Origin of the sequence: Vibrio sp. R-1, from assembly GCF_035615595.1 — a bacterium.
Taxonomy (GTDB): Bacteria; Pseudomonadota; Gammaproteobacteria; order Enterobacterales; family Vibrionaceae; genus Vibrio; species Vibrio cholerae.
Genome location: NZ_WPDC01000049.1, coordinates 1 through 25,932 on the forward strand (window position 1 = coordinate 1; position 25,932 = coordinate 25,932).

Genomic DNA, 25,932 nt, shown 5'->3' on the forward strand with positions numbered 1-25,932 from the left:
GTTGATGTGCTGACTCGTGGTGCGCACGAAGTGCCACGCCGTATTACCGATGGGGTTATGGAAGGCGAATTTTACCCAAACCATCAAGCGGTCGATTTTTATCATCACTATAAAGAAGATATCGCGCTGTTTGCTGAGATGGGCTTTAAGTGTTTCCGCACGTCTATTGCGTGGACACGGATCTTCCCGAATGGTGATGAAGCCGAGCCCAATGAGGCAGGATTACAGTTTTATGATGATCTGTTTGATGAGCTGTTAAAGCACAATATTGAACCTGTCATTACGTTGTCACATTTTGAAATGCCACTGCATCTAGTAAAGCAGTATGGCAGTTGGCTCAACCGCGACTTGATTGATCACTTCACCAAATTTGCGCAAGTGGTGATGACCCGTTACCAGCATAAGGTGAAATACTGGATCACCTTTAATGAAATCAATAACCAACGCAACTGGAAGCTGCCGATCTTTGGTTATTGCAACTCAGGTATGCTTTACGCTGAGCAAGACCACCCAGAACAAGCCATGTACCAAGTGCTACATCACCAATTTATTGCTAGCGCATTAGTGGTGAAACTGGGGCACGAGATTAATCCGGATTTTAAAATTGGCAGCATGATCCATATGATGCCGCTGTATCCTGCCACCTCACGTCCGGAAGATGTGTTGTTGGCGCAAGAGTTGATGCGTGAGAAATATCTGTTCAGTGACGTACAGGTTCGTGGCTATTACCCCAGTTATCTGCGCAAAGAGTGGCAACGCAAAGGCATCGAGATCGAGATGCAAGCTGGTGATGAGCAGATCCTGCGCCAAGGCTGCGCCGATTATCTCGCTATCAGTTACTACATGACCAACATTGTCTCTGCAGCGCCAGAACAAGAGGGCGAAACCACCTCTTTGTTTGAAACCAGCCGCTTAAACCCGTATCTTCCTGCGTCCGATTGGGGATGGCAGATTGATCCACAAGGTTTACGTTATGCGCTTTCTGAGTTGTATGAGCGTTACCAAAAACCGATTTTTGTGGTAGAAAATGGCCTCGGCGCGCTAGACACCGTCGAAGCGGATGGTTCAATCAACGATGATTACCGAATTCGCTACCTCTCTGAGCATATCGCGGCAGTCAAACAAGCGATCGACTATGACGGTGTTGAAGTGATGGGTTACACCCCTTGGGGTTGTATCGACTGTGTATCGTTCACCACTGGTGAGTACAAAAAACGCTACGGCTTTATCTATGTGGATAAACACGATGATGGCAGTGGCACCATGGCGCGCGCTAAGAAAAAGAGCTTCTACTGGTATCAACAAGTGATCGCCAGTAACGGTGAAAAGCTTTAAATCGTGTCGGCGGCCTTTGGGTCGCCGCTTAATTTTTGCGGACTCAGTTTGAAGGATTGTTGATGGCAACCATAAACGACGTGTGTAAATTGGCGGGTGTCTCCAAAGCCACGGTATCACGAGTGCTGAATGAGACAGGTCAAGTCAAAGCACAAACTCGTGAAGCGGTACTTGCCGCCATGCAGCAGCTCGGTTATCAGCCCAACAGTTTGGCGCAGGCGCTCGCTACCAATACCACAAACTCAATTGGCTTGGTGCTGCCGCATTTTGAGAGCAGCTATTTTGGTTCGATTTTGTTCGAAGCCGAACAAGGCGCGCAGAAAGCTGGGAAAAAACTGCTGGTCGTGAACAGCAAAAACAGTGAGCAAGGCGAAAAAGAAGCGGTCGCCACATTAGCGGCGCAGCGTTGTGATGCGATCTTGCTGTACAGTCGCCACTTGAGTGAAGCGCAATTACTTGAATTACAGCAGCAATATCCATCGCCCTTAGTGATCCTCAATCGCCGTTTACATCATCCGCAATTACACAGCTTTGGTCTCGATCAAACGCACATTGCTCAGTTAGCGATGCAGCATTTATTGAATTTAGGGCATCGTCATATCGCCTGTATTACTTCACCACTGGTGAGCGAGACGGGAAAAGTTCGTTATCAGGTCTATCAACAAGCGTTACATGAGCAAGGGGTTGAGTTGAACTCGTCCTTGGTCATTGAAGGGGATAACACGCTGCTTGGTGGTTATCAGGCAATGCAACAACTGCTGCAACAAGGCATTTCCATGACGGCGGTTTTTGCCTGTAACGATGATATGGCGCTCGGTGCAATGCGCGCCATGCATGAACATGGCATTCATGTACCCAAGCAAGTTTCCATAATCGGGATTGATAATGAACCCGCGGCGGCTTTTGCTATCCCGAGTTTATCGAGCGTGAGTCTGCCGATCGGCGAGTTAACTCAGCAAGCAATCAGTTTGGCTGTCGAGATTGCTAATAAAAAACCACAAGATGCACAGCACAGGCTCTATCAAGGGAGTTTGATCGCCCGTGAATCCACCATAGCGCTCAAACTATGAGTAAAACAGCAACGTGTCAGTAAAATTGCGGGGACAGAGCGCGATTTTACGCTTCATCTTGGCTATCCTGCTCCCCGATATGAATAAGTGAAGAAGCAGCATGCTTCTTAGCGAATAACGTAAAAGAGAACACCATGACAATACATCGTATTAATCCAGGCACTCGTTGGTCTGACATCACCGTGTTTAATGGCATTGCCCATTTTGTTGAAGTCGCCGATAGCGACACGTCGGCCGATATGCAAGGCCAAGTTGAGCAGGTTCTCGCGCAAGCAGAGCGCCAATTGGCGAAGATTGGCAGCGATCGTTCACGTATTTTATCGGTGACGATTTATGTTACGGATTTTGCCGACCTCCCAGTGCTTAACCAAATTTGGGATGCTTGGTTCCCAGAAGGCTGCGCTCCAAGCCGAGCGTGCGTGAAAGCGGAGCTGGCTGACCCAGATTATAAAGTGGAAATGGCTTTTGTAGTGGCTGCGGGCGAGCAGTATCAATAAGGAAACGCCGATGTTTATTGGTCATGTCACGCAGCGCCAGTTTTGCGCTGCACTGTCACCTCAGTTGCAACGGCTGATTGATGAAGTATTAGAGCGTATAGCGACACCGCTACCGACGGGTAAACACGAGTTGCAGGGAGAGTCGGCGTTTTTTCTGGTGATGGAAGATCATACCCAACCGCTCGCTCTGCGTCGTAGCGAGTGCCATGCTCGTTATTTGGATGTGCAGATTTTACTGCAAGGGCGTGAGCGCTTTGGTTACAGTCTCGCGCCGTTCAATGGCTTGGACGAAGATTTGCTGGCAACACGTGATGTGGCGTTCAGTGCACAACTGGTCGAAGAGCGCTTTGTCGATTTGGCGGCGGGAGATTTCATTGTGTTCTATCCCGGTCAACCTCATCGCCCTTTGATTGCGGTAGAAGGTGAGGGTGAGCCTGTACGTAAAGTGGTGATCAAGGTTGATAAAGCTTTCTTTGAGTAAAAACTGAGTCGCTGAAGTGAAACCATGAAAAACGCCCATTTGTATGGGCGTTTTGCTGAAGTCCGAAAGCAGAAACTAGTTGATAAAGCGCTCTGGGAAGTCGGAGAAAATGGCATCGACTTTGTCTAAATAGCGGAATTTATCCACTTGATTGAGGGTGTAACACCAAATCTGATAGCCACCATTTTTCAAATCGCGGATGTGTTTTTCTGTGATCCAGCGGTAGTTGAGGTTACAGCTAAACGCATTCACCTGTTTAAGCACTTGACGATCCCGCTGAGTCAAACGCTCACTCAAAATCCCCAATTTATAACCCGGACAATGCTGGTGCAGTTGTAAAATAATGTCGTGGCTAAAGCTCGACAGTAAGATTTTGTCGGCAACCAGAGGGCTCTGGTCAAGTTGTGCTTTCAACTGTTGTACAACACTGGCCACATCATGCTTATCGACTTTGACTTCAATATTGAGTCCTAAATCATGCTCGGCGGCGAGCCCCAGCAGCTCTTCCAGCGTCATGATGGATTCGCCCGTAAAACGAGGATCAAACCAAGCACCGAAATCAAGTTGCTTGAGTTCGGCGAGTGTGTACTCATCAATGCGACCTTTGCCATTACTGCAACGGTCAATTGTATGGTCGTGACACACAACCAATACATTGTCTTTGGTCGGCTGCACATCCACTTCCACCCAAGATAAACCAAGGTTGATAGCGGCTTGTACACTGACACGGGTATTTTCTGGATACGTTCCAGCCACCCCACGGTGGCCGACGATGATTGAAGGCATCATGCTTCCTTAGTGAGAATCACACTCAAATCACGATTCAATAAGTTCGACGTGGTGCAAAAGGGACAACTGTTGAAAAGCAGGCGTACTTTTATCGACGAAGAGGCGATGCATTTCAGACAGTTCACCACTGACCACGGGAGCATAACGCTCTAATTTGCTTTTGTCTGCAACTAACCAACACTGTTCGCTATGTTCTATGATGGCGCGGGTTAAATTGGCTTCTTCTGGCGTAAAATCAAGCAATTGACCGCGAGAATTGAGCCCGCCCACACCAAAAATTCCAACCTTAATATTAAAGCTACGATAAAAGCGGGTTGTCGCTTCGCCGACGGTATCTTCATCGGAATGGCGAACCAATCCACCCGCGAGGTGCAAATTGATGTTGGGGTTACGGCTTAAGGTCAGTGCGGCATTGAGGTTGTTGGTTACCACAGTCAAGCCGGGATGATCGAGCAGCGCTTGCGCCACTTGTTTCGGGGTTGTCCCGATACCCAGAAAAATACTGCATCCTTCCGGTAATTCTTGCGCCACCCTCTGCGCGATTCGCTGTTTTGCGGAGAGATTGATCAGATCGCGATTACTGAACGATAAATTGTCATTCGGACTAGGTAGCGAAATCCCGCCATGTACGCGGCGTACCATACCTTTGTCGCTCAAATCGTTCATGTCTTTGCGAATGGTTTGTACCGACACCTCAAAGCGTTCAGAGAGTAGGGCGCTCGAAAGCACCCCGTGGGTTTGTTGTAAATATTCCAAGATCTGTTTTTGGCGGGATGATAATAGGCTCACAACTTTCCTTATTGTCGCTATTAACGTGTAGCGATTTTACTGTTTAAAGAACAAGCATGCGGCTGAGTAATAAGCCTTTTTCCTTGTTGATCAAAAAGATGCAGCTGATCAAAGGCAACCCAAATCGGCAATGCTTGATGCACATCGAGCGGAATTTCTGCGGTCACCGCGATGAAATCCTGCTCGCTCTCTAGGCCTAAAATCTTGCCATGCACGAGCTGATTCGGGCCTAGCGGCTCTACCACTTGAATATCCAGTTTTAACTCAATGGCATTGGTTAGCGGTTGCAGTGAGGCGTGTTCGGGGCGAATACCTAAAGTGATGGTGTGATGGTCGGCCGATGCAAGCTGAGGTAACGAGCAGGATTTACCCGCAATCTGTAGCTGTCCTTGTTTGATAGACGCTGGGAGGAAATTCATGGCAGGGCTGCCGATAAAGCTCGCGACAAAGGTACTGGCTGGCTGATGGTAAACTTCGGCGGGTGTGCCGACTTGCTCAATTTCGCCCTGTTTAACCACGACAATTCGGTCCGCAAGCGTCATCGCCTCCACCTGATCATGGGTTACGTAAACACTGGTTACGCCAAGTTCACGCTGTAGTTTTTTGATTTCTAAGCGCATGTGCGCACGCAGTGCCGCATCCAAGTTCGAGAGCGGCTCATCAAATAAAAAAAGTTGCGGATCGCGCACAATCGCTCGTCCCATCGCCACGCGCTGGCGTTGTCCGCCGGAAAGCTTGGCCGGTTTTCGGTCTAAGTACTCTTCAATTTTTAGGGTTTTCGCGACCTTAGCAATTTTTGCTGCGATGGTTTGTTTATCCACACCACGATTTTTAAGGCCGTAGGCGAGGTTATCGTAGACACTCATATGCGGATAGAGCGCATAGTTTTGGAACACCATAGCGATGTCGCGATTGGCCGGCTTTTCGTTATCGACACGGCGTCCCGCCAGATGAATTTCGCCGGAAGTAATGCTCTCTAAGCCTGCGATGGAGCGCAGAATGGAGGATTTTCCGCAGCCCGATGGGCCGACTAAAACGATAAATTCCCCTTGATGAATCGACAGATCCACGCCTTTCACCGCTTGATGGCCGTTATCGTAAGTTTTGACTAGCTGTTTGATGTCTAACATAACAGGCTCCGCGTGTTTGGCGCTGCGTAGCAGATGAATATTGGAGTTCTGATTATTTTTCACTTTCGACTAATCCTTTTACAAACCAACGTTGGAAAATCACCACCACCAAAACTGGTGGCAGCATGGCGAGGATCACCATGGCAAACGCGTAGTCATAACGCGGCAAGCTGGTTTCATTGATGTTATTGAGAATCTGTTTTATGCCCATCACTATGGTGTTGTATTGCTCATCCGTGGTCATCATGATCGGCCACAGGTATTGGTTCCAACCCACCACAAACATGATGATGAAAATCGCGGCCATCATGGTTTTCGAGAGGGGAAATAAAATATCGATAAAAAAGCGCACCGGTCCTGCGTTATCAAGCTGAGCTGCTTCCAACAGTTCATCCGGTATGGTTTTAAAAAACTGACGGAAGAAAAACGTCGCGGTAGCGGAGGCAATCAGTGGCAGCACTAAGCCGGTGTAGCTATTGAGCATGCCTAAATTGGACACCACTTCATAAGAGGGAATGATCCGCACTTCAAGCGGCAGCAGTAGGGTAATGAAAATCAGCCAAAACCACGCGCTGGCATAAGGCAAACGAAAGTAGACCAAAGCGTAAGCGGCCATCATCGAAATTACGATTTTGCCAATCGCAAAACCCAAGCCCATGATCATCGAGTTAACGATCATGGTTTGCGCGGTGACATTACCGGCAAAACCGAGGCTTTTATTCCATGCTTCTTGATAAACTGCGCTGAGATTATCGCCAAGAGTCCATTGCAAACCTTCCGAGACAATGGTGTTTGGCTGATGGGTTGAGCTTGCGAAAATCAGCCACAGCGGCACTAGCATAAACAGTGCGCCAGCGATAAGGATCAAATGATCGGAGAGTCGATTACTTTTCATCGTAACTCCTTAGTAATGAACACGTTTTTCAACAAAACGGAACTGCAACCAAGTCAGCGCCAGCACCAACACGAGTAACACCACCGATTGCGCTGAGCTGCCGCCAAGGTCTGCACCAACAAAACCGTCGCGATACACCTTGTACACCAGTGAGGTGGTACTGCCGCCGGGGCCGCCATTGGTCATGGTGTCAATCACGCCGAAAGTGTCGAAAAAAGCGTAAGTGAGGTTGATCACCAACAGGAAAAATCCCGTCGGGGCGAGCAGCGGAAAGGTGATGCTCCAAAAGCGTTTGCTGTCGCTTTGGCAATCGAGCAGCGCCGCTTCGCGTACCGCGTAGGAAATTGACTGCAAACCCGCCAGAAAATAGAGGAAGTTGACCGAAACCTGTTTCCAGACTGAGACCAAAATCAGCGCAATCGTGGCATCCACAGGGTCGGTCTGAAAGCTAAATTGCCAGCCGATGTATTGGAAAAAGTCGGACAGGACACCAATATGCGGATTAAACAGAAAACCGCCAATGATGCCCGCGACGGCTGGCGCGACGGCATACACCCACGTTAGCGTGACACGATACGAACCTTGGCCATGAATGATGTTGTCGGCTTTTACCGCGAGTAACAGCGCGAGCGCCAGCGAAAGAAAAGAGACAATCACCGAAAACAGCAGAGTAAAGCCCAGTGAGTCAAGATAGTCGGTTGAGCTAAACAGTACCTGATAGTTTTCAAACCAAACAAAAGTCGAGGAGAGCCCCCAAGGATCTTCCAACATAAAAGAGAGATAAATCGCTTGTGCGGCAGGATAAATAAAGAACACCGCGATGATCACGATTTGCGGCGCAAGCAGCAAATAGGGCAGCGGAGTGTGAGCGAAATGTTGTCGACGTTGCACAGGAAAACTCAAATTAGACAGTAAAAATAACAAGCCGCCAGCAAAATCTCAGGATAATGCTGGCGGCGTTTGGGGTTATTGCACGGTACGAGCAAAGCGATTCAGTAACTTAGCGCTTTCATCTTCGACTTTATTCAAGCTGCTCTCGACAGTTGAGCGGCCAGAGAAAATGTTATCGAACTCGCGATGCATGACTTCGCGCACTTGTGGGTAGTAACCGAGGCGATAGCCTTTGGTCCATTCACCATCAGGCAAGCTAAGCTGCTTTACACCCACTTCTGCATCCGGGTTTTCTTGGTAGTAGCCCGATTGTTTGGTCAGGTCGTAGGCTGCATTGGTGACGGGCACATAACCTGTGGTTTTATGCCAATTCATTTGCGTTTCGGGCTTGGTCAGGTAAGCGAAGAAAGCTGCGACACCTTTATCCTGCGCTGGAGTGTGACCCTGCAGTGCAAACAGCGCGGCGCCACCAATAAAGGTATGGGTTGGGTTTTTGGTGACCGATTCCCAGTAAGGCAGGTAGGTCGTACCGAGATTGAATTTCACGCGGTTACGTAGACCACCGAATGAGCCAGAAGAGCCCATCCACATTGCCACTTCGCCGCGCTCGAATGGCGTTTGGTTGGCATCCCAATCACTGCCGTAATACTTGTAGTAACCTTTATCTGACCACTCTTTGAGTTTTTTCACATGCATCAGCATATCGTCAGAGTTAAACATGATTTTCGTCGAGAGATCTTGATAGCCATTTTGCTTATCAGAAAGCGGTAGGTTGTGGCGAGATTTGAAGTTCTCAAACATGATCCACGGCGTTAAGGATTGGGCAAATCCCGCTTGACCTTTTTCGGCTAACTTAGCAGCAACTTGTTCTAGCTGCTCATAAGTTTGTGGCGCTTGCGCGTTAACGGAAGCCAACATGTCTTTGTTGTAGTACAGCACAGGCGTTGAGCTGTTGAATGGCATGCCGACCATTTTTCCCGTGTTATCGGCATAAAAGTTACGTACCCCAGCAATGTAATCTTGCGCGGTGAACGGATAGCCTGACTCGATCATCAGATCTTGCACGGGTTTGGCAACGCCTTTGCTGCTCATAATGGTGGCGGCACCAGCATCAAACACTTGCAAAATATTGGGTGCTTGGCCAGCACGAAACGCCGCAATACCTGCGGTCAATGTTTCTGTGTACGAACCTTTATAAACGGGAGTGAGCTTATAGTCGCTTTGTGAGGCATTAAAGTCAGTTGCCAACTGATTGACCGTCTCACCCAGTTGACCACCCATGGCATGCCACCAAGTAATTTCGGTTGCCGCTAATGTTGAGGCTGAAAAAACGCCAGAAGCGGTTGCTGTAAGCAAACCGGTTAACCATACCTTATTCATTGATTCATTCCTTGTAAGTTTCGAACGAGACTGTTTGTGTTTCGTTAGAAGGTATAGTGGCGAGCAAAAGTTACAGTGCCGTGGCTGAAAAATGGCAAAAATATGAAAGATTTATGGAAAAGGTATGACAGATACACGGGAGCATTTCACCGCGAATAAGACGATGGCGTGCGCGATTTGGCCGCCAGAATAGACTTAAGACGGTTACGAAGCGCGAATTAAAACGGTATGAATGGAAAACAATGGTTGAACTTGGTTGATAATGAGAGCGTTTCTCAATAGAATCCCAACCATTCCTTAAACGGCTAATCACAACCCATGAAAAGATGTCTCTCACTTCTTTGCGTTTCGGCACTTTTGCCTGCGCAGGCCGCTTCGCTCGAACAAGCGCAAGCGATTCAAAACAGTACTAACCAAGCTTCTGCACAGAGCCAGCAAAAAATTGACCGCAGTGCCGAGCAGAGTTTGTTACTGCGTGCGGAAATTGAACAGTTGAACGAAGAAGTCAAAAATCTTCAGGTGTACCGTAATCACTTACAATCTTTGGTGGCCAATCAACAGCAAGAGATGGCCAGTCTTGAACAGCAAACCGAAGAGATCAAACGCACGCGCCAAGGCATAGTTCCTTTGATGTATGACATGATTGAAGGACTGGAGGAGTGGGTTGCGCAAGATAAACCGATTCGTCTTGCGGCACGTCAAGAACGCATTGAGAAACTCAAACAACTGATGCCTCGGGCAGATGTCAGTGATGCTGAAAAGTACCGTCGTATTCTCGAGGCATATCAGATTGAACTCGACTACGGCAATAAGCTTGGCACCTATCAAGCCCAAATCACTCTCCCTTCTGCACAAGAAGTGGAAGCGGATGTGCTCTATTTAGGTCGTCTGTCGCTATTAGCACGCAGTTTGGATGGCGAGCAGTTCTGGACTTGGAATTCCAAGCAGAACGCATGGCAAGCAATCACGGATGCCAACAAAAGCGATCTCACTGCCGCTTACCAATTGGCTCAGCAGCAGATTGCACCGACACTGTTGAACTTGCCTGTTTCGTTGACCGCTGCGGAGGCTAAATAATGACACTTAAAAAGACCACCTTAGCACTGGCATTAAGTCTGCCATTCGCCTTTGCAAGTGTTGCTAACGCATCAAATAGTCTCGTCCAACAAGCGACGCAGGAAAAAGCGCAACAGCAACAACACAACCAGCAGCGTGAAGCGGGTTTTGTACAAACGGCGCAAGAATTACAAGCCGCGAAAGCCGAGTTACTGGCTGAGCGTAACCGTCTACAGAAAGAGGCGGATCAGCTATCTAGCCAGTTCAGTGATAACGAAAATACGCTCGCGCGCCTTGAAGAAACGTTGCGACTGGAAACGGGCAGCTTAGGCGAGATGTTTGGCGTAGTACGCCAAAACGCGAAAGAGCTGCAAAGTGAACTGGATCAATCAGTGACTGGCGTTGAGCCTCGTGCTCATCAGCAGAGCATTGATGACGTGGTGGCCGCCAAAACCTTACCGTCAATGGCTCAACTGCGTGGTTTATGGCAAGCTATGAGTGAAGAGATCCGTGCGAGTGGACAAGTCCAAACTACCGAAATTCAGTGGCTAAACGGGCAGGGTGAAACGCAGACCGTACCCGCCTTACGTTTAGGTTCGCTTGGATTAATTTCCGAGCAAGGTTATGTGAAGTGGGATAATGCACGTCAGCAAGCATTGAGCTATCAACAGTTACCATCCGATTTCCCAACCTTCAGTCATATTCGTACTTTAGTTGATGGTGACGTTGTCACTATGAAAGTCGACCCATCACGCGGTGTGTTGCTCGAACAACTGGCGCTCACCCCAACACTTAGCCAACGCCTACAAGCGGGTGGTGTGATTGGTAACGTGATCCTCGTGTTACTGGGTGTGGGATTAATTATTGCTTTGTACCGTGGCGCGATATTGGCCACTCTGCGTCAAAAGATCAAAGCGCAACTCAAAAACCCAGAGCAGCCGGGGGATAACCCACTCGGACGCATTTTGGCGGTTTACAATAAAGAGCAGCAACGCAGTGTCGAAGCGCTCGAGCTGCGTTTGCTGGAAGCCGTTGTGGATGAGCAAAATCATCTTGAGACGGGTCTGTCGATGCTGAAATTGCTGGCCGCGCTGGCTCCTATGCTTGGATTACTCGGCACCGTGACCGGGATGATTGAAACCTTCCAAGTGATCACCCAGTTTGGTAATGGTGACCCGAAAGTAATGGCGGGGGGGATCTCGATGGCCCTAGTCACTACCGTGGAAGGCTTGATTGCGGCGATCCCACTGCTACTGGCGCATAATATTTTGAGCGCGCAAGCGGAAGCGATCCGCAACATCCTCGAGAAACAAGGGATTGGTCTTGTGGCACAGCAAGCAGAACGTGATTGTGGTGCCGCGGTTACTCAATCTCGTGTTGAACAAGCAGCATAAGGGCGAGTGATGAATTCAGCATTCTCTTTCCTACTGGATTACTGGCAACCGCTGGATGAGTTTATGGCTCAAGGCGGCGCTGTGCTCTGGTGGTTAGCAGTGGTTGTTTTGCTCTGTTGGCTGTTAGTGATTGAGCGTCTGTTGTTTTTGAGCGTGACCTTTCCTAAACAGCGCCAACATTGGGTTGACCTCTGGTTGCAACGTGCGGATCAACACAGCTGGTTTGCTCGCTCCATTCGTGAACAATGGCTGGGCGAAGCACACAATGCGCTCAATCAGAATCTCAACTTAATTAAGGTTCTGGTAGCCATTTGTCCTATGCTTGGCTTACTTGGTACCGTCACCGGAATGATTTCCGTGTTTGATGTGATGGCCACACAAGGCAGTAGTGATCCAAAGTTGATGGCTTCGGGCATTTCACTCGCCACCTTACCCACCATGGCGGGCATGGTGGCCGCATTAGCGGGACTCTTCGTCCACGCACGTTTGAGCAAAACCTGTCGTGGACTTGAAATGAAATTAGAACAAGCGTTAAGGAGCCAATCATGAGGCTAGGGCGCAGAACGTCAAAGCAAGAAGAAGCGCAGATCGATCTGACTTCGATGCTCGACATCGTCTTTATCATGTTAATTTTCTTCATTGTGACCAGCTCGTTTGTGCGCGAATCGGGTGTGGAAGTCAATCGCCCGACAGCGGCGCATGCCGTAAGCCAAAAACAGGCTGGGATTTTTGTGGCCATTACCGCGGCCAACGACATCTACATTGATAAACGTCAGGTAGACGTGGAGCGAGTGCAAGCGACTTTAGAGCATCTGTTGTTAGACCAACCGGATGCTTCCTTAGTGATTCAAGCTGATGAGCATGCCTTTAACGGCACCGTGGTCAAAGTGATGGATGCGGCGAAAGGCGCTGGAGTAAAAAGCATTGCATTAGCGGCGGAGAAACCCTAATGGGACGCTTGATCTTAGCCAGCCCGATTGCGTTGTTAGTGACACTGGCGCTGTTTAGCTTGATGGCTTGGATGGTGGATAACGGCGGAAAGAGCATTCCTAAACCGACCGCTGCGCTCAGCTTTACCATGGTCATGGCTGAGCAGGAGCAAGATGTACAACGCAGACAACGTAGCGTACCAGAACAGCCACAAGTCCCGCAGGTGCCGACACAAGCGCCTGCAAAAGCTGAACAAACGGCGGCACTCGATGTTTCAGACCTCAATCCCGTGATGGACTTAAACCTCAGTACCGCTATGGAAGGAGTTGCTGTTAACGCGCCTCAGTTTGGTGATTTCGCGGTTAACCAGCAGGTGATGCCGCTACACAGGGTTGAGCCCAACTATCCAGCGAAAGCTCTGCAACGGGGAGTGGAAGGTTACGTTATCTTGCGTTTTACCATCGATGAGTTGGGAAAAACGCGCGATATCGAAGTGGTGGATGCTAACCCGAAACGCTATTTTGAGCGTGAGGCGATGCTGGCTCTGCGTAACTGGAAATACCAGCCTAAGATAGTGGATGGTCAACCCGTAAGCCAACCCGGACAAACGGTTCGACTGGAGTTTAAACTGAACAAATGAAACGACGAATCTTAAGTTATCTCTTGCTGTCTTGCCTATCCGTGACGACTTACGCCGCGGAGCTGACACCGTACACGGCCAGTAAAGTGGTGAAAGCGAATCAGCTAGCACAAGAGAATAAGGTGAAAGAAGCGATTCAGATCCTAAAACAAGCAGAACTCAGCCGCAGTTATGATCGCGCTTATGTGGCGCGTATGCTTGGGGTGTTTTATTGGCAGAATGAGCAAATCCCTGCGGCGATAGCATCCTTGAAGTTGGCGGTAGAGAGCAACGAGTTACAAGATGATCAAGCGTGGACAACACGCAAAATGTTGGCGGATCTTTTGATAAGCCAACAAGAGTATCGTTCAGCACTCAAACATTACTACACGCTAGCGCAAGCCATTCCCGCCGATCAAAAAGGGGATGAACTCTGGCTGCGCATTAGTCAGTTGCACTTCCAAATGCAAGAGTGGAAGGCGGTACTGAATGGGATGCAACAGTATGCTCAGTTCCAAACCAAGGATGCGGTATTGCCACTTTCACTACAATTAGGCGCACAGCTTAATTTGGAACAGTGGAAGCCGGGAATTCTCACCCTAAAACGCTTATTGGTGTTGGAGCCACAGAAAACCGAGTGGTGGCGTCAGTTAGTCAGCCTAGAGCTGCGAGTTGGCCAGAAGAAAGAGGCGCTCAGCACACTGGCATTGGCGAAGATGCAAAAAGTGGCACTTAACCAACAAGATTTGCGTTTGCTTGCTCAGCTCTATGCGCAAAATGGCATTCCAGAGCGTGCTGCACAAGTGATGGAAAGCCTAGATGAGGCACAGAGCAATCAACAGCTTATTACTGAGCGAGCCATCTACTGGCAACGTGCGAAAGAGTGGGATAAAGCGATCGCTACGTGGCGTTTAGCGGTGACAAAAGATGCCAAATATCACTGGCATGTCGCACAGTTATTGCTGCAAGAGGGCCATTATCAACAAGCACTTGCTGAACTGGATCAGGTCAAAGAGCGTGATAAACAAGCGCAAGTCGCTTTAGCGAAAACGCGTGCTTTGTATAAGCTCAATCAATTTGAGGCCGCATTGGTGCAAGCTAAACGAGCAGACAGCCTCCAATCATCAGAAAGCGCCAAACAGTGGATCAAATATTTGTCGCAGCAGCGTCAAACTCAATCCACCCAAGATTCGTAGCGATGTTCTAGAGTTCGAGATATCCCCTTCCTACTTGAAGTTGCAGCGATGTTGGCTACGTTCGTTCACCCCAATCACATAGTTTTGCCTATGCTCATGGGGATTTACTTGCTGCCTACCTGCAACTCAAAGTCGTTTGGGTATAGAGGCAATAAACAGGTGATACAGTCAGCTTTGCTATGTAATTCTCTGTTTGCTCAATAACGAGATTTAATGAACTGTTTCGCATCGTGAATGCTTCGCTCTTCCACACATCAGCGTCCCTAATGACAATGTTTGCGCATTCTCATTAGGGACGTGACCATGCTGATACGACTGACGCTCACCGCTGCCGCGATCATGCTGGCCCAGCAAACGCTGGCCAATGATGGGCCGCTGGCTTTTATTCCAATTACTTACGCCAACAACTACCAACACGGCATTGATATTTTCGATTACTGGAAAAGTGAGAAGCTTGACGGTATCCGCGCGATTTGGACGGGAAAACAACTGGTCACACGTAACGGCAATCCTATCACTGCCCCCGCTTGGTTTACCGAGTCGTTACCCTCTTATTCACTCGAAGGTGAATTGTGGGCAGGGCGCGGTAATTTCTCACTGGTACAGCAAACGGTTTTAGATAGCCAACCGGCTGAGTCCGCATGGCGCAAAATCAGCTTAATGTTGTTCGATATGCCTGATGCGGCGGGCGATTACAGTAAGCGCTATTACAACCTCATCCATTTGGTGAACAGCCTTGATCTCAAGCATATCCGATATGTCGAACACACCCCGATAAAATCTGAGGCGGAACTGCTTTCCTACCTTGATAACATCAGTGAGAAATCGGGGGAAGGGGTAATGCTGCGCAAAATCAGCGCTCGCTATCAGGCAGGGCGAAGTAATGATTTGTTGAAGCTGAAAAGGCATCAGGATGCAGAAGCAACCGTGATTGGTTATCGGCTCGGCATGGGAAAATACAAAGGTAAAATGGGCTCTATGCTGGTGCGGACCGAGGACGGGCTGGAATTTTATATTGGCAGTGGATTTAGTGATGTCGAGCGCGCCGAGCCGCCCAAGATTGGTAGTGTTATCACCTACCGTTACAACGGACTTACAACGGAAGGCAAACCAAGGTTTGCCCGTTTTGTTCGGGTCAGAGAAAACTATTGAGGCAAGCTACTGAGCTTGCCCAACCGTGATACGACAACGCGCAAACAGCCGCTGCCAATATTGGGCATGCTGCTCAGTCGCAAGACGGAAAGTTTGATGGCTGGCTTGAATCGGAAACGGTGAGTGAGGTTGCTCAAACAGACCAAGTTGTGCTGATAACTGGTAGTAGGTTCGATCCAGTGAAGCGAGATAAGGTTGTATTTTTTCAACGTATTGGCTTTGGAATACATTGCGTAAGTAGTTGAGTTTGGTCTTATCACGATGAGGCCCACAGACAATCGCATCATCATTGTTCTCTAACTGCTGCGTCACAACCTTTAACCAGACGCTCGCACGATCCAACGAAAATTTAAAGTGACCTAATAAGCGCTGTTTCTCTAGCACTTCTTGCTGAGTGACTAATGGTTTGGAGGCTATGGGTCGCTCTGAAAGGAGTTGGTGTTGAATCGTGTTGAGTTGCTCTAGTGCTAACAGCAGCTCACTGTGGCTCCATTGTTCATCGTACCACTGCGAACCACTGAGTTGAGTGCGCATGGTATCACTGGTGTAAAGCAAATTATGCCAACGTGAAGCCAGCTCCTGCTGTTTGATGTTTTGTATATCGAGCAACTGTGCTTTCAAGGATTGGCTAAGTTGCGGTGAGGTTAAGCAGCCTTGAATGCCATTTAATAAAGCGACCTGGTAATCCCACTCGCGAAATTCGTCCTGCACTTTACCTAAAATCGAATTACGCTCGGCAATCAGGTCAAATAAGCCGCATTGACGCAGTTCGTAACTGTCGAGCAAGCTAATGGTTACGGGGTCTATAGCTATCAACAACTCACGTTTTTCGGGAAGCGATTGAGCGACCATCGCCGGTGGTGATAAGGCATCACGCTGCTGAACATTAGCGATACGCGATAAGTAGCGTTCAAAATCCGCGTCGATGGCTAGACGTGGTTCGCATCCAGTAAGCAGCAAAAGTGCAGCCAGTACAACGCTTAAACGCATAATTCCCTCTCAATCGGTCCTTTTACTTTTCCCTTCTTAATCGAAGCTGCAGCTTGAAGTAGGTAGGGGATAATTTATCACTCACAGACCGTCTACTTATAACGCCAAGTCCTTTAAATATACGTAATACTGCGTTTATGGTTCTTCTCCATCAATAAAAAGGCCAGCATAGATTGGCTGGCCTTGAGGGGATTTTCTATCGATTATTTTGCTGCAAGGTGTAACTGCACGTCATCACTCTGTTTTTGCAGCCAGTACAAACGCTGTCCTAGCATCAGTGCGGCCGCCGAGAGTCCGATGATAAATCCGAGCCAGAAACCTTTGGCACCTAAGGGTTGCTCCGTCAGCCAGTTGGTCATTCCTAGGATATAACCGGTGGGTAAGCCAAGTACCCAGTAGGAGATAAATGTACGGTGGAAAATCGCTGTCATATCTTTATAGCCACGCAGTGATCCTGCGGCGACAACTTGTACCGCATCCATACATTGATAGATTGCCGCAAACAGTAAGAGCTGCATCGCTAACGCTACCACCACTTGGTTTTCGGTATACAGCAGCGCGATCTGTTCACGAAACAACACGGTGAGCAACGCGGTAATACAAGCGGTAGCAAGGCCAGTCATTAAACCCACATTGGCTGCAATTGCAGCGCCTTTCGTGTCTTGCTCACCTAACTTATGGCCAACACGAATGGAGACCGCGGCACCAATACTCATTGGGAACATAAACACCAAAGAAGAGAAATTGAGCGCCACTTGGTGCGCCGCCACGACAGTTGACCCTAACGGTGCCACTAAAAGTGCGACCACAGCAAAAAGAGTCACTTCAAAAAAGAGGGCGGCTGCAACAGGAAAACCTAAGCGAAATAGACGGATCAACTCTTTTGGCTGTGGTTTATGGAAAGTCTCAAACACTTTTACATGTGCCAGACGCTTAGAGGTCACGATGTAAAACAGTAGCAGCAGCAACATGATCCAATACACAATCGCGGTTGCAACGCCACAACCCACACCGCCTAGCTCTGGTGCGCCAAATTTCCCGTAAACGAAAATCCAGTTGAGAGGAATATTGAGCAATAACCCAATAAAACCAATCACCATCGCAGGTTTGGTCAGTGACATACCATCGGTAAAACTGCGCAGTGCCTGAAACAGTAAGTAAGCGGGGACCGCAAAAATGACGGCGTGCATATAACCGACGGTTTTGGTCGCCATTGCCTCTTCTACATCCATAAACCGAATGATGAATTGAGTTTGAAAGAGTACCGCAATGATCGGGATCGAAACCAATAACGCGAGGATCAACCCCTGATGAACTTCGAACGGAATCTTGTGTTGGCGACCTGCGCCATTGAGCTGGGCAACGACCGGCACTAAAGCCATCAGCAAACCCACGCCAAACAAAATGGAAGGTAGCCAAATACTGGCTGCGATCGATACCGCGGCCATGTCTATCGCACTGACACCACCCGCCATGATGGTATCGACAAAGCCCATACCCGTTTGCGCGACTGAGGCAATCAGTACGGGTGTCGCGAGTTTAATTAAATTTGATGCTTCTTTTTTGTAACGATGCACAGAGTTCTCCAAAGAGGGACAAGCAAAGAGGAGCCTAAACAGTGAGTCGCGGGATACTCAACTTATGGCAATGGATGGCATGATAATGAAATGTCGCATTAAGCTCCACGAAAAACTGATTTAAATCACAGATTGTCGGGGGATTGATGATAATACGATGAGGACTAGAGTGGGGGCTTTTGGTTTTAAGTAGTTTGGGTATACAAGCTTGTAAAAAGAGCGCCGCGATGGGCGCTCTATACAAAATCGAATGATTAGAAAATTTGTTCATCGTCTGCATCAACATACAACTCAATGGTGTCGTGCAGCTCATCAACTGTCATGTTGAGATGGATTGCGTGACAGCAGGCTGGGCAATCATCATAAAACTCCTGACTTCCGTTCGAAGCATCTAAAGTCAAACGGATCCCGTGACCGCAATGCGGACAGGTAACTGACTTTTCCGTGAAGTTTCTCATATCTCTCTTCCTTACGTCCTTTGAGATACAGTAATACTAAGCAGGGAAGTTTCTTAAAGCGTAAAATTAAGTCTAAAGTTTGAAGGTCAACATAAAATCAACAATTAAGTTTGCCAGCTATGATCCAAGTAAAATCAATGATTAACAGTTAAAGCATTCAGTAAGACAATATCTTCTCAATCAATTTCTGTGCTTCATCCAAATAATGCCCACCAAACTGGTTATAGTGGTTTAGTACATGATAAAGGTTGTAGATATCTTTTCGTTCTTCATAACCCCAATCGAGTGGCCACACGCTTTCATAGCCTTGGAAGAACTCAGGTTGAAAACCACCAAACCATTCAGCGAGAGCAATATCACACTCGCGATCTCCCCAATAACAAGCAGGGTCAAAGCACAAGGGGCCATTAACGGTGTTGGCGACATTGCCAAACCAGAGATCACCATGCAGTAGAGAAGGGCGCGGAGAGTGGTTGGTCAGACGAGTTTTGACCATCTCAACAAACTCATTGATGTTGGTGAGGTTGACCCCTTTTTCTTGCATTAGCTGTAGTTGCCAACCGATACGCTGTTCTGCAAAAAATAATGCCCACTTTTTGTGCCAAGGGTTAGGTTGAACTGTCGCTCCAATGTAATTATCGATATCGAAGCCAAACTCTTTTTGCTCTCCCCAGCGATGCAGGTTGGCCAGTTGCACCCCAAACTCGTAACTTCGTTCAGCGTCATCTAATGGCTTGGTCGCTAAATAGTTAAGCACCAGATAAGCATGCGTTTTGCTGGTGCCGTGCAGAATGTACTCGGGTACTTGAACGGTGTTGGACTCGCGCATCACACGCAAGTTTTCCACCTCGGCGGTAAATTTGGTCAGATACTCGCGTTGGTTTGTTTTCACAAAATAACGATCTATTCCATCACTAACCATAAAGCATTCATTAATGTCACCCCCATGCACTTTTTCTTTTTCAACGAGGTGAAAATCTTTGCCCAACTGCTCGGACAATTGTTGAATAATTGCTGGCCACATAATTCAAGCTCTCGGTTATTGATCTGCATACTGGCTATAACTTGAATCTACAGTGGTGTTGGCTAGGTTCGTTCATCCCAATCACAGTGTTTATCTATGCTCATGGAGATGAACTCACTTGCCGCCTACCTGTAACTCCAAGTCGTTTGGGTATAGTTTATGCCAAGCGTTCCAATATGAAAGTTTATGAGTGCACATAAATCTAACTTGAGTAAAAATTGCAGAAGTAGAAACACCTAAGTGTGATTTAACTCATAAAATCATTATGTTCACTCCCATAATATCGTGCGCAGTGTGCGTCATGAGATGGCACTGCAAACAATTTTTCGAATAATGGGATAAAACTCATCTCAGTCAGTCAGTTTTAGCTCATAATTAAGCCGTACTAAGCGAAATAATCGAACTCTTGGTGGAAAGTGCAGCAACTAGCATTTGCCATCTGTGAAAATAGCCATTCATGTCTTAGTATTAAACAAGATACAAACTAACTGGCGAACAGCAGCAGTAAAGCGGAGAAAGAATGTGGTTGTAGAAACCGATGGATATCTGGCCCTGATTGAGCATCTGTCATTCAATATGGATGTCTTCACTCAGGAAGGGGATACGGGAACTGAAAGTGTTGAAGATGTCATCACAGATATGGTGGCAAGCAACATCATGTCTATTTTTGAACAAAACCCTGAGCTTCATTCTAGTGTTCGCTTCCAATTACTGAAAGAAGCCGATTCGGTGGTCGAAGACTTAGGCGAAGTGTTAGCGGGGGTTTGGTATCGCCCCGCGACTAATGAGCAGATCGCCTTTTTGGATGAATACATCGCCCTAGTGAAAAACTTGTTTGACTCAGCCGTTGCGAAATACGACTAACCCCATTCATTAGTTTGACAACAAAGGCGGATTCTCAATCCGCCTAAAATGCCAAAATTTTGAAGCCCAGTAAGGGTTATCCATTCTCGAAATAATCACGCCTTTCGACGTTGAAGCGTGCATAAACTGCTTATCCCCTAAATAGACACCGACGTGAATATTGGTGCGAGATGTCTTAAAAAATACCAGATCCCCATATTGAGCATGTTCATACGCGATTTTCTGACCCGTTTGCGCTTGAGACTGTGTGGTGCGCGGTAAATCTCGTTGCCATGCGTCGCGGTAAGCAATTTGTACAAAAGCTGAACAATCAATGCCGTTTTTGCTATTCCCGCCTAAACGATAGGGCACGCCGCGCCACTCTGTGAATACGCTCGAAAAGTTCGCCAATGCTAGGTTACTCGAATTCGGTTCGGATACAGAAGTATCAGGCTCGGAAGGCGGAGTGGCTGTACACCCGACAAGGAATCCTAGAATAAGCAGAGAAAACGTTTGCTTGACCGTCAACATGAGTCACCTTATTGACAAAAAAATGAAATAAAACTGAAACAGCCACTACCTACCATGGCGTCGACTCTCAAACCTAAGACGCATTTACATGGCTTTGACAAAAAATTTATCCTTAACCCAAACACTCGGTGCGGTGTTTCTATGCATAACCATACTGATGATTAGCTTATCTGTCACCAGTTTACGTGGCATAGAGCGGGTTGGCGCTCAGTTTAATCAACTGTCTGAACAAGCTTTGCCCTTTGCGCTCAATAATGCAGCGTTAACGCAAAATTTTCTCGAACAAGTGAAGTACCTAGGTTATGGCACTCGTAGCCAATCTGAGCAAGAGCTCAATCAAGTGCTCAATGAATGGCAAAAGCTGGATGCTCAAGCGGGAGATGAAGTAACAAGATTGCAGCAGAACGTACAATTGCTCTCTAGCGCTGAAGCGGTTCAACAAGCCGAGCAGTTACAGCGAGAGATCCTTCATTTTCAACAGTTAGCCCAATCGATTCTCAAACTTCAACAACTGCAATTGAGTAAAACAGCGCAAATCAGTGAGCAAGCGAAACAATTTCGTTATGGCTTGAGTTCAATCGGACCTGAAATGGGCCGTATCGCCTCGTTTTTAGCGGTGGATAACCCAGAAGCCATGGATGCAGCGAACCGATTTACCGCCAGTGCTAGCGCAATGGAAAGTGCTTTTTTATTGCTGTTTATCGAAGAAGAGATGTCAGCAGCGCAAAAATACCGCCAAGAGTTAAAAAATCGGGTAGCGGGATTGGAACTGGCGTTTGATGACTTCAAAGAGTGGTACCCAGAAATTAAAGATTACGCGAGCTTAACAGCCCCCTATGAAATGGTGTTAGCCGGCTTTCAAGCGCAAGCCGTGATAGAGCAGATCATTAATAAACTGGAAGACGCGCAACAACAAAATAAGGATTTTGCAAGCGCTGCTGAGGTTGCGCAGCAACTTGTCACGCAGCTCAATCAGTGGTCAACATTGGCTCAACAACACATTGTGCAGGGTAAGCAAGAGGTAACATCAACCATTTCTGCTGTCACCCTAACACAGCAAATCAGCGGCACTCTCTTGGTGCTGGCGATTTTGGCGGTGTGGTTTGGCTTGCGCCGTTGGATAGGGCGAGCGCTGAACAATATCACTCGTCATCTCGCGCAGTTAACACAACATAAGCTTAACCACAGATTAGATTTAGTCGGGCCGCAAGATTTTCAAAATGTCGCAGCGCAACTCAATCAAGTGATCGTATCAACGCATGAGTCACTCGCATTAGTCACGCGCAACTGCGAAACGCTCTACCAAACGGCTGAGCTGAGTCATGGTTCCGCAGAGCAATCAAACCAAAGCTTAGCGGCGCAAAATCAAGCCTTGTTGACCATGGCTGCAACCATTAATCAACTGGACGCATCAATTCGCGAAATCGCCGGAGTGAGTCACGATTCGTACACGGATTCTGTGGAAGCGGCGGAACATTCCGCGCAAGGTGTGAAAGTGATAGGGCAGAATCAACAGCGTTTACAAGCATTAGAAACCACCTTAGCGGTTAATGATGCGGCGATGTCTGAACTCAATCAGCGCGTAACCAGTATTCGTGAGATGGTGGATATGATCAGTGGCATTGCCGATAGCACCAATTTGTTAGCTCTGAATGCGGCGATTGAAGCCGCACGAGCCGGAGAGCAAGGACGCGGTTTTGCCGTAGTGGCTGACGAAGTTCGAAAATTGGCCAGTGATACCAGTAAACAGACCACCAATATTCGTGACATGATGAATGAGTTGGTGACTGCGGCCAGTAAATCACGCCAAGCGGTGGATGAATCGCGTAAAGAGATGGTCACCGCCCTACAATCGAGTGAAGAAGTAAAAAGTACCTTTATGCAGATTGAGCGTGCAGTGGCACATATTCGCACTCGAGTCGAGCAGATCACTCAAGCGACCGAAGAACAAAAACGAGCCACGGCGGATGTAAACAAAGCGGTAGCGCAAATTTCCGAACAAGGGCAAGAAACCAAACGTCAGTTGGATGCCATGTTGGAAAGCGCTGAACAAGTCGCAGAGATTGCCGGCCATCAACAAGCGATGTTGCATAAGTATGAGTTGAACTGATTTAACGTTCGCGAAACGGTTGAGTCAGCATTTTATCCAGCCACTGTTCTCGTGCTTGACGAAACAGTGGCAAGCCAATTTTCATTCGCTCATGGCCCATTTCTGGCTGCGCAATATAGGTATGAAACATCTTGTCCCATATCGAAAGAAAAAAGCCGAAGTTGGAGTGGGTCTCGTGAACTAAAACGGAGTGGTGGACTCGGTGCATGTCCGGTGTTACGACCAGTAAACGCAGCCACTGGTCGATTTTATAGGGCAGCTTAGCATTGCTGTGATTAAACATCGCGCTGGCATTGAGTAAAATTTCAAACACCACGACGGCCAGCGGTGATGCCCCTAATAACGTCACTGCACCGATTTTTATCCACGCAGAAATCATTATTTCGAGCGGATGAAAGCGACTGCCAGTGGTGACATCAATATCTTGATCCGCATGGTGCATGCGGTGTAGCCGCCACAACAAAGGAATACGGTGAAACAACAGGTGCTGCCAATAAATCACCGCATCCAGTAATACCACCGCAACGAAGATCGCGATGAAAGGTGGGATTTCCAACCAATACAGCAAGCCAAACTGTTGGCTTTGTGCCCATTGTGCGGCACTGAAGGCTAAAATTGGCATCAGCGCGGTGATCAAAAGGCTATTAAAGCCAACCAATCCGAGGTTATTCAGCCAGCGAACCCGCTTACTTTGTGACAAGGTTTTGCGTGGACGATTCGATTCCCACAAGGCACAAATCACTAATACAGAGAAAAAAATCGCTAAGCGGATCAGCTCAATTTGTTCACTCATTGGGTTCTCCTTGATTTGGGCCACGTCGAGAATCTTTACTGGCGCAAAAGCCCTGTGGTCAGTAAAATCGCAGCCATTTTTCCGCCAGTAGTCCGAGACATGAGAATTCACGCTTTCCATCACTTATATCAATATCGCCTAGAACGTTCAACCAAGCCATTTTTGGCGCGGGGTGGCAAGATTAAACGCTGCTTGTACTGTCTGGTTGAATTGACGCACTGCTTGTGTGCTCATCAGCCTGATATTGAAAGCCAAGTGGCGGTACTGCTGATCGTCTCTGAAAACGAAGTATTTAAACCAAGCAACACTGGGCGCTTAATAGCAGACACTGTGAAAGAGACCCATGTATATCAATGGAGTCGTACGGAGCCAAACCCAGAGATGCTCGCGTTACTCAGTAACCCTGCCTATTATCCGGTGCTGATTTTTCCCGCGGAAACGGAAGAGGACAAAACTCGTGTGTTAAGCCCAATCCCCACTGAGTTTGCAGGCAAAAAAACATTATTGGTATTGATTGATGGCAGTTGGCGTGAAGCGAAACGCATCTTTCGCAAATCTCCGTATCTTGCATCATTGCCTTTGGTATCGGTGGAGCCGGAACGCTTATCGCAATACATCATGCGTAAATCGGAAAACGAACAGCACTTGGCAACGGCAGAAGTGGCTAGCTTGGTGTTGGACATGTTCGGTGATCGACACGCCGCAATGACTTTATCGCTGTGGTTCGAGGCATTTAAAGAAACTTACTTGACCTGCAAATCGCGCAATAAGCCGAGTATTACTAAACCCGCATTGCAACGATGGATAGCACATCAACAAAACGCGAACTGCCTCTAAACTTGCGTGTGACCTTGGTCGCTTATTGTGCAATCAGTGCCATTGGCCAGATAAATAAGTGCTTTGTCACGGACTGTTGAGGGTAGCTTGTGGATAATACGCCTCACTTTTGTGTTTTTATTTTTTCCCCAAGGCTGGGATAGGAAATTGAGGAGAGAAGGCCATGTATTACGGCTTTGATGTGGGCGGAACCAAAATTGAATTTGGTGCGTTCAATGAACAGTTAGAACGCGTTGCCACGGAACGCGTCGCGACACCAACGGATGACTATGCCAAATTGGTGGAGACTATTGCCGGGTTAGTCCATAAATACGATGCGCAATTTGGCGTCGAAGGCACGGTTGGTCTGGGTATTCCGGGTATGGAAGATGCCGATAATGGCTGCGTATTGACCGTTAACGTGCCTGCAGCCAAAGGCAAACCGCTGCGTGCCGATTTGGAAACCAAGCTCGGCCGCGCAGTGAAAGTGGAAAATGATGCGAACTGTTTTACGCTCTCTGAAGCTTGGGATGATGAGCTAAAAGAAGCGGCTTCCGTGATGGGCTTGATTCTAGGTACCGGTTTTGGTGGCGGACTGGTCTACGAAGGTAAAGTGTTCTCAGGTCGTAACCACGTAGCGGGTGAAATTGGCCACATGCGCCTACCGATTGATGCTTGGTTCCATCTTGGTGAAAAAGCTCCGTTACTGGGCTGTGGCTGCGGCAATAAAGGTTGTATGGACAACTATCTCTCTGGCCGTGGTTTTGAGCTGTTGTATGAGCACTACTACGGCGAAAAGAAAAAGGCGATTGAGATCATCAACGCACAGAAAGAGGGTGAAGCCAAAGCAGTTGAGCACGTTGAGCGCTTTATGGAGCTGTTGGCGATCTGTTTCGGTAACATTTTTACCGCGAACGATCCGCATGTCGTTGTGTTAGGTGGTGGTTTGTCAAACTACGATCTGATTTATGAAGAGATGCCAAAGCGTGTGCCTAAGCATCTGCTCTCTGTTGCGAAATGCCCAAAAATCGTTAAAGCCAAACATGGCGACTCCGGCGGCGTGCGCGGAGCGGCTTTCCTCAACATTAAATAGGTTGAAGATCAACAGAATAAATTAAGGGCTTGCACTGCAAGCCCTTTTCCCCTTCCTACTTGAAGTTGCAGCGGTGTTGGCTGCGTTCATTCA

27 protein-coding genes are annotated in these 25,932 nt (G+C 47.9%); 15 read left to right on the top strand and 12 right to left on the bottom strand.

Annotated features, from left to right (window positions below):
- From GOU96_RS11350 to GOU96_RS11365, 4 genes are all read left to right on the top strand, one after another.
- On the top strand, nt 1–1,335 hold a 1,335-nt coding region (locus GOU96_RS11350), incomplete at its 5' end, for a 6-phospho-beta-glucosidase (protein ID WP_324701965.1).
- Between the two features lie 62 nt (nt 1,336–1,397).
- Complete coding sequence (locus GOU96_RS11355) at nt 1,398–2,405, top strand: LacI family DNA-binding transcriptional regulator (protein WP_053034485.1); 1,008 nt, start codon at nt 1,398–1,400, stop codon at nt 2,403–2,405.
- 134 nt (nt 2,406–2,539) lie between these two features.
- The gene (locus tag GOU96_RS11360; RefSeq protein WP_000152369.1) at nt 2,540–2,902 is read left to right on the top strand and encodes a RidA family protein; all 363 of its coding nucleotides are present in this window, start codon (nt 2,540–2,542) and stop codon (nt 2,900–2,902) included.
- A gap of 10 nt (nt 2,903–2,912) precedes the next feature.
- On the top strand, nt 2,913–3,383 hold the full coding sequence (locus GOU96_RS11365) for a YhcH/YjgK/YiaL family protein (RefSeq protein ID WP_175248095.1): 471 nt from the start codon (nt 2,913–2,915) through the stop codon (nt 3,381–3,383).
- Between the two features lie 75 nt (nt 3,384–3,458).
- Here GOU96_RS11365 and GOU96_RS11370 read toward each other — a convergent pair whose 3' ends face one another.
- The 6 genes from GOU96_RS11370 to GOU96_RS11395 all read right to left on the bottom strand — a co-directional run bounded on the left by GOU96_RS11370 (nt 3,459) and on the right by GOU96_RS11395 (nt 9,257).
- Nucleotides 3,459–4,169, bottom strand: coding sequence for a glycerophosphoryl diester phosphodiesterase (locus GOU96_RS11370; protein ID WP_001139223.1), 711 nt, complete (start codon nt 4,167–4,169; stop codon nt 3,459–3,461).
- A 30-nt stretch (nt 4,170–4,199) separates the two neighbouring features.
- Nucleotides 4,200–4,961: a DeoR/GlpR family DNA-binding transcription regulator gene (locus tag GOU96_RS11375; protein WP_000055357.1), complete on the bottom strand. Its 762-nt coding sequence runs from the start codon at nt 4,959–4,961 to the stop codon at nt 4,200–4,202.
- 20 nt (nt 4,962–4,981) lie between these two features.
- Nucleotides 4,982–6,154: a sn-glycerol-3-phosphate import ATP-binding protein UgpC gene (locus GOU96_RS11380; RefSeq protein WP_258503277.1), complete on the bottom strand. Its 1,173-nt coding sequence runs from the start codon at nt 6,152–6,154 to the stop codon at nt 4,982–4,984.
- On the bottom strand, nt 6,144–6,986 hold the full coding sequence (gene ugpE, locus GOU96_RS11385) for a sn-glycerol-3-phosphate ABC transporter permease UgpE (protein ID WP_000841540.1): 843 nt from the start codon (nt 6,984–6,986) through the stop codon (nt 6,144–6,146). The genes GOU96_RS11380 and ugpE overlap by 11 nt, the downstream gene beginning before the upstream one ends.
- A gap of 9 nt (nt 6,987–6,995) precedes the next feature.
- Nucleotides 6,996–7,877, bottom strand: coding sequence for an ABC transporter permease subunit (locus GOU96_RS11390; protein ID WP_001189750.1), 882 nt, complete (start codon nt 7,875–7,877; stop codon nt 6,996–6,998).
- 75 nt (nt 7,878–7,952) lie between these two features.
- A complete protein-coding gene (locus GOU96_RS11395) occupies nt 7,953–9,257 on the bottom strand; it encodes an extracellular solute-binding protein (protein ID WP_001045558.1) in 1,305 nt (434 codons plus the stop codon).
- A gap of 318 nt (nt 9,258–9,575) precedes the next feature.
- Here GOU96_RS11395 and GOU96_RS11400 point away from each other — a divergent pair, with 318 nt between their 5' ends.
- The 7 genes from GOU96_RS11400 (at nt 9,576) to GOU96_RS11430 (ending at nt 15,604) form a co-directional block, all read left to right on the top strand.
- On the top strand, nt 9,576–10,334 hold the full coding sequence (locus GOU96_RS11400) for a DUF3450 domain-containing protein (RefSeq protein ID WP_258503275.1): 759 nt from the start codon (nt 9,576–9,578) through the stop codon (nt 10,332–10,334).
- Complete coding sequence (locus GOU96_RS11405; RefSeq protein ID WP_175248098.1) at nt 10,334–11,707, top strand: MotA/TolQ/ExbB proton channel family protein; 1,374 nt, start codon at nt 10,334–10,336, stop codon at nt 11,705–11,707. The genes GOU96_RS11400 and GOU96_RS11405 overlap by 1 nt, the downstream gene beginning before the upstream one ends.
- A 9-nt stretch (nt 11,708–11,716) precedes the next feature.
- Nucleotides 11,717–12,256, top strand: coding sequence for a MotA/TolQ/ExbB proton channel family protein (locus GOU96_RS11410; protein ID WP_001083290.1), 540 nt, complete (start codon nt 11,717–11,719; stop codon nt 12,254–12,256).
- Complete coding sequence (locus GOU96_RS11415) at nt 12,253–12,657, top strand: ExbD/TolR family protein (RefSeq protein WP_001236425.1); 405 nt, start codon at nt 12,253–12,255, stop codon at nt 12,655–12,657. The genes GOU96_RS11410 and GOU96_RS11415 overlap by 4 nt, the downstream gene beginning before the upstream one ends.
- A complete protein-coding gene (locus GOU96_RS11420) occupies nt 12,657–13,277 on the top strand; it encodes an energy transducer TonB (RefSeq protein ID WP_000533089.1) in 621 nt (206 codons plus the stop codon). Before GOU96_RS11415 ends, GOU96_RS11420 begins: the two co-directional genes overlap by 1 nt.
- A complete protein-coding gene (locus tag GOU96_RS11425; RefSeq protein WP_134987103.1) occupies nt 13,274–14,452 on the top strand; it encodes a tetratricopeptide repeat protein in 1,179 nt (392 codons plus the stop codon). Before GOU96_RS11420 ends, GOU96_RS11425 begins: the two co-directional genes overlap by 4 nt.
- Before the next feature lie 303 nt (nt 14,453–14,755).
- Nucleotides 14,756–15,604, top strand: a complete 849-nt coding sequence (locus GOU96_RS11430) for a DNA ligase (RefSeq protein WP_114730298.1) — start codon at nt 14,756–14,758, stop codon at nt 15,602–15,604.
- A gap of 6 nt (nt 15,605–15,610) precedes the next feature.
- Here the strand turns inward: GOU96_RS11430 and GOU96_RS11435 are convergent, their stop codons facing one another.
- From GOU96_RS11435 to GOU96_RS11450, 4 genes are all read right to left on the bottom strand, one after another.
- The gene (locus GOU96_RS11435; RefSeq protein ID WP_175248099.1) at nt 15,611–16,594 is read right to left on the bottom strand and encodes a DUF3080 domain-containing protein; all 984 of its coding nucleotides are present in this window, start codon (nt 16,592–16,594) and stop codon (nt 15,611–15,613) included.
- A 203-nt stretch (nt 16,595–16,797) separates the two neighbouring features.
- Entirely contained in the window at nt 16,798–18,171 is a 1,374-nt protein-coding gene (gene vcmA, locus GOU96_RS11440; RefSeq protein WP_000555127.1) for a sodium-coupled multidrug efflux MATE transporter VcmA, read from the bottom strand.
- Between the two features lie 254 nt (nt 18,172–18,425).
- Nucleotides 18,426–18,629 carry a CPXCG motif-containing cysteine-rich protein gene (locus GOU96_RS11445; RefSeq protein WP_001243592.1) on the bottom strand — a complete coding sequence of 68 codons (204 nt, stop codon included), beginning with the start codon at nt 18,627–18,629 and terminating at the stop codon, nt 18,426–18,428.
- Nucleotides 18,630–18,786: 157 nt separating this feature from the next.
- Nucleotides 18,787–19,653: a fructosamine kinase family protein gene (locus tag GOU96_RS11450; RefSeq protein WP_175248100.1), complete on the bottom strand. Its 867-nt coding sequence runs from the start codon at nt 19,651–19,653 to the stop codon at nt 18,787–18,789.
- 522 nt (nt 19,654–20,175) lie between these two features.
- Here GOU96_RS11450 and GOU96_RS11455 point away from each other — a divergent pair.
- Nucleotides 20,176–20,517 (top strand): DUF3802 family protein, encoded by a 342-nt coding sequence (locus GOU96_RS11455; protein WP_000259895.1) that lies wholly within the window; start codon nt 20,176–20,178, stop codon nt 20,515–20,517.
- Nucleotides 20,518–20,526: 9 nt separating this feature from the next.
- On the opposite strand, the gene GOU96_RS11460 is transcribed toward GOU96_RS11455, so the two are convergent.
- The gene (locus GOU96_RS11460; RefSeq protein ID WP_175248101.1) at nt 20,527–21,027 is read right to left on the bottom strand and encodes a C40 family peptidase; all 501 of its coding nucleotides are present in this window, start codon (nt 21,025–21,027) and stop codon (nt 20,527–20,529) included.
- Nucleotides 21,028–21,115: 88 nt separating this feature from the next.
- On the opposite strand from GOU96_RS11460, the gene GOU96_RS11465 reads away from it, so the two are divergent.
- The gene (locus tag GOU96_RS11465) at nt 21,116–23,137 is read left to right on the top strand and encodes a methyl-accepting chemotaxis protein (protein ID WP_175248102.1); all 2,022 of its coding nucleotides are present in this window, start codon (nt 21,116–21,118) and stop codon (nt 23,135–23,137) included.
- A gap of 1 nt (nt 23,138) precedes the next feature.
- On the opposite strand, the gene GOU96_RS11470 is transcribed toward GOU96_RS11465, so the two are convergent.
- A complete protein-coding gene (locus tag GOU96_RS11470) occupies nt 23,139–23,930 on the bottom strand; it encodes a sterol desaturase family protein (RefSeq protein WP_000003099.1) in 792 nt (263 codons plus the stop codon).
- Nucleotides 23,931–24,029: 99 nt separating this feature from the next.
- On the opposite strand from GOU96_RS11470, the gene GOU96_RS11475 reads away from it, so the two are divergent.
- Both GOU96_RS11475 and nagK read left to right on the top strand, forming a co-directional pair.
- Nucleotides 24,030–24,767: a tRNA-uridine aminocarboxypropyltransferase gene (locus GOU96_RS11475; protein WP_248430468.1), complete on the top strand. Its 738-nt coding sequence runs from the start codon at nt 24,030–24,032 to the stop codon at nt 24,765–24,767.
- Nucleotides 24,768–24,930: 163 nt separating this feature from the next.
- Entirely contained in the window at nt 24,931–25,839 is a 909-nt protein-coding gene (gene nagK, locus GOU96_RS11480; protein ID WP_267781149.1) for an N-acetylglucosamine kinase, read from the top strand.
- The last annotated feature ends 93 nt before the right edge of the window (nt 25,840–25,932 follow it).

Bases quoted from the DNA above. Each gene is read 5' to 3' on its own strand.
- GOU96_RS11355 (WP_053034485.1), top strand. From the start codon at position 1,398: ATGGCAACCATAAACGACGTGTGTAAATTGGCGGGTGTCTCCAAAGCC.
- GOU96_RS11360 (WP_000152369.1), top strand. From the start codon at position 2,540: ATGACAATACATCGTATTAATCCAGGCACTCGTTGGTCTGACATCACC.
- GOU96_RS11365 (WP_175248095.1), top strand. From the start codon at position 2,913: ATGTTTATTGGTCATGTCACGCAGCGCCAGTTTTGCGCTGCACTGTCA.
- GOU96_RS11370 (WP_001139223.1), bottom strand. From the start codon at position 4,169: ATGCCTTCAATCATCGTCGGCCACCGTGGGGTGGCTGGAACGTATCCA.
- ugpE (WP_000841540.1), bottom strand. From the start codon at position 6,986: ATGAAAAGTAATCGACTCTCCGATCATTTGATCCTTATCGCTGGCGCA.
- GOU96_RS11395 (WP_001045558.1), bottom strand. From the start codon at position 9,257: ATGAATAAGGTATGGTTAACCGGTTTGCTTACAGCAACCGCTTCTGGC.
- GOU96_RS11400 (WP_258503275.1), top strand. From the start codon at position 9,576: ATGAAAAGATGTCTCTCACTTCTTTGCGTTTCGGCACTTTTGCCTGCG.
- GOU96_RS11405 (WP_175248098.1), top strand. From the start codon at position 10,334: ATGACACTTAAAAAGACCACCTTAGCACTGGCATTAAGTCTGCCATTC.
- GOU96_RS11410 (WP_001083290.1), top strand. From the start codon at position 11,717: ATGAATTCAGCATTCTCTTTCCTACTGGATTACTGGCAACCGCTGGAT.
- GOU96_RS11415 (WP_001236425.1), top strand. From the start codon at position 12,253: ATGAGGCTAGGGCGCAGAACGTCAAAGCAAGAAGAAGCGCAGATCGAT.
- GOU96_RS11420 (WP_000533089.1), top strand. From the start codon at position 12,657: ATGGGACGCTTGATCTTAGCCAGCCCGATTGCGTTGTTAGTGACACTG.
- GOU96_RS11425 (WP_134987103.1), top strand. From the start codon at position 13,274: ATGAAACGACGAATCTTAAGTTATCTCTTGCTGTCTTGCCTATCCGTG.
- GOU96_RS11430 (WP_114730298.1), top strand. From the start codon at position 14,756: ATGCTGATACGACTGACGCTCACCGCTGCCGCGATCATGCTGGCCCAG.
- GOU96_RS11435 (WP_175248099.1), bottom strand. From the start codon at position 16,594: ATGCGTTTAAGCGTTGTACTGGCTGCACTTTTGCTGCTTACTGGATGC.
- GOU96_RS11445 (WP_001243592.1), bottom strand. From the start codon at position 18,629: ATGAGAAACTTCACGGAAAAGTCAGTTACCTGTCCGCATTGCGGTCAC.
- GOU96_RS11450 (WP_175248100.1), bottom strand. From the start codon at position 19,653: ATGTGGCCAGCAATTATTCAACAATTGTCCGAGCAGTTGGGCAAAGAT.
- GOU96_RS11460 (WP_175248101.1), bottom strand. From the start codon at position 21,027: ATGTTGACGGTCAAGCAAACGTTTTCTCTGCTTATTCTAGGATTCCTT.
- GOU96_RS11465 (WP_175248102.1), top strand. From the start codon at position 21,116: ATGGCTTTGACAAAAAATTTATCCTTAACCCAAACACTCGGTGCGGTG.
- GOU96_RS11470 (WP_000003099.1), bottom strand. From the start codon at position 23,930: ATGAGTGAACAAATTGAGCTGATCCGCTTAGCGATTTTTTTCTCTGTA.
- GOU96_RS11475 (WP_248430468.1), top strand. From the start codon at position 24,030: ATGAGAATTCACGCTTTCCATCACTTATATCAATATCGCCTAGAACGT.
- nagK (WP_267781149.1), top strand. From the start codon at position 24,931: ATGTATTACGGCTTTGATGTGGGCGGAACCAAAATTGAATTTGGTGCG.